The sequence below is a fragment of the Plasticicumulans sp. genome, assembly GCF_035331805.1.
Lineage (GTDB): Bacteria > Pseudomonadota > Gammaproteobacteria > Competibacterales > Competibacteraceae > Plasticicumulans.
This window is the reverse complement of record NZ_DAOLKE010000542.1, coordinates 1-1,643: the sequence shown is the minus strand read 5'-3', so window position 1 is coordinate 1,643 and position 1,643 is coordinate 1. Positions and strand designations below refer to the sequence as shown.

3 protein-coding genes are annotated in these 1,643 nt (G+C 71.5%); all 3 read right to left on the bottom strand.

Going from position 1 to position 1,643, the window contains the following annotated elements; all coding sequences use genetic code 11:
• Positions 1-12: 12 nt before the first annotated feature.
• Entirely contained in the window at positions 13-333 is a 321-nt protein-coding gene (gene sugE, locus PKE44_RS19215; protein WP_324554429.1) for a quaternary ammonium compound efflux SMR transporter SugE, read from the bottom strand.
• A gap of 37 nt (positions 334-370) precedes the next feature.
• The gene (locus tag PKE44_RS19210) at positions 371-763 is read right to left on the bottom strand and encodes a VanZ family protein (RefSeq protein WP_324554427.1); all 393 of its coding nucleotides are present in this window, start codon (positions 761-763) and stop codon (positions 371-373) included.
• Positions 764-882: 119 nt separating this feature from the next.
• On the bottom strand, positions 883-1,643 hold a 761-nt coding region (locus PKE44_RS19205), incomplete at its 5' end, for a patatin-like phospholipase family protein (RefSeq protein ID WP_324554425.1).

Genomic DNA, 1,643 nt, shown 5'->3' with positions numbered 1-1,643 from the left:
GGGCCGGTGCGCTCAGTGCGCGCTGGCGAGCTTCAGCCCGACGATGCCGGCGACGATCAGCGTCAGGCTGAACAGGCGCGCGGCATCGGCCGGTTCGTCGAACAGCACGATGCCGAGGATCGCGGTGCCGACCGCGCCGATGCCGACCCAGACCGCGTAGGCGGTGCCGACCGGCAGCGTGCGCATGGCGATGCCGAGCAGCCAGACGCTGACGACCATGCCGGCGATCGTGAACACGCTCGGCCACAGCCGGGTGTAGCCCTCGGTGTACTTCAGCCCGATCGCCCAGCCGACCTCGCAGAGACCGGCAACCAGCAGGATCAGCCAGTTCATCGCCAGCCCTCCGCAGACGGCGCTCCGAAGCCCGGCCTCATGCCGGCGCCAGCCGCCGGTCGGCCCAGCCGAGCAGCCGGCCGGCCGGCGTCCACACGGCGAGCGCCGTGCCGAGACCGACGCCGACGGTGTTCGCGAGCATGTCGTCGACATCGAACATGCGCACGCCGCCGAGCCCCTGCAGGAACTCCAGCCCGATGCCGAGCCCGACCAGGAACAGCGGCCAGCGCCGGTGCGGCGCGAAGCTCTGGCGGAACCACCAGGCCAGCGTGCCGTAGGCGAGGGCGTGCTGGGCCTTGTCCCAGGCGAGGAAATCCGGCGGCGTCGGCGGACTGGGATCGAGCGACAGCCAGACGACGATCGCGACCAGCGCCCAGCCGAGGCCCTGCCACAGGCGGGCGTGGTGCAGCGTCACGGAGCTTCGATTCATACGGGGGTCTCTACCGGTCATGCGTGAATGCGTTCGTGAAGGCGTTCGTAAAGGCGTTGTGGGTGGCATCGGCATCGGGCCGGATCAGGCCGGCCTGCCGGCCGCCGTGGCCCGCCGCTTCAGGAGGCATCGGGCAGGACGGCGTCCGCGGATGAAGGGCACAGCCCCGGGAACTTGAACGGCAGGATGTTGCGTACCGTCTCGTAGCCGCAGGCGTACAGCTCGCGCTTGTCGGCCTCGCGCAGCGCGAAGTCGATCGGCGAGTAGCTGCCGACCTCGACGACGACGGTGCGCGGCCAGTGGCGGGCATCGACGAACTCGCGCGACAGCGTGGTCATGAAGGTGCGAATCAGCATCGACACGTAGGCCGGCAGCGGGAACAGCCCGGCCGTGGACAGCGGCCGGGTGTCGGGCTCGCCGCGCAGCCGGAAGAAGCACACCGGCGTGCCGTCGCCGCTCCAGTCGCGCTGCAGCGCATCCTCGGACAGGATGCTGCCGTCGACCAGCAGATGGTCGCGATACGGCTGGAACGCGAACAGCAGCGGGATGCCCATCGAGCAGCGCACCGCGCGCGCGATGCGCTCATCCGGCGTGGTCTTGCGGCTGAACACCACCGGCTGCGAGGTGTGCACGTCGGTGGCGACCACGGCCAGGTCCTTCGGCAGATCGCGGAAGCGCCGGCCTTCGAGCAGTTCGTCGAGCCAGCGCTCGAAGGCCTCGCCCGAGGACAGCCCGCCGCGGCGCGCGAGCTGCCACAGCGAGCGGCCGCGGAAGCGCCCGAAGTCGGTGTCGAGCGCCAGACGCAGCAGCCGCGGCGGCGGCCAGCCGGCGGCGGCCAGCGCCGCGACGATGCTGCCGCCGGACACCCCGACGTAGCTCG

What these genes read in the sequence shown, in the direction of transcription:
- sugE (WP_324554429.1), bottom strand. Translation starts at nt 333, where the DNA reads ATGAACTGGCTGATCCTGCTGGTTGCCGGTCTCTGCGAGGTCGGCTGG.
- PKE44_RS19210 (WP_324554427.1), bottom strand. Translation starts at nt 763, where the DNA reads ATGAATCGAAGCTCCGTGACGCTGCACCACGCCCGCCTGTGGCAGGGC.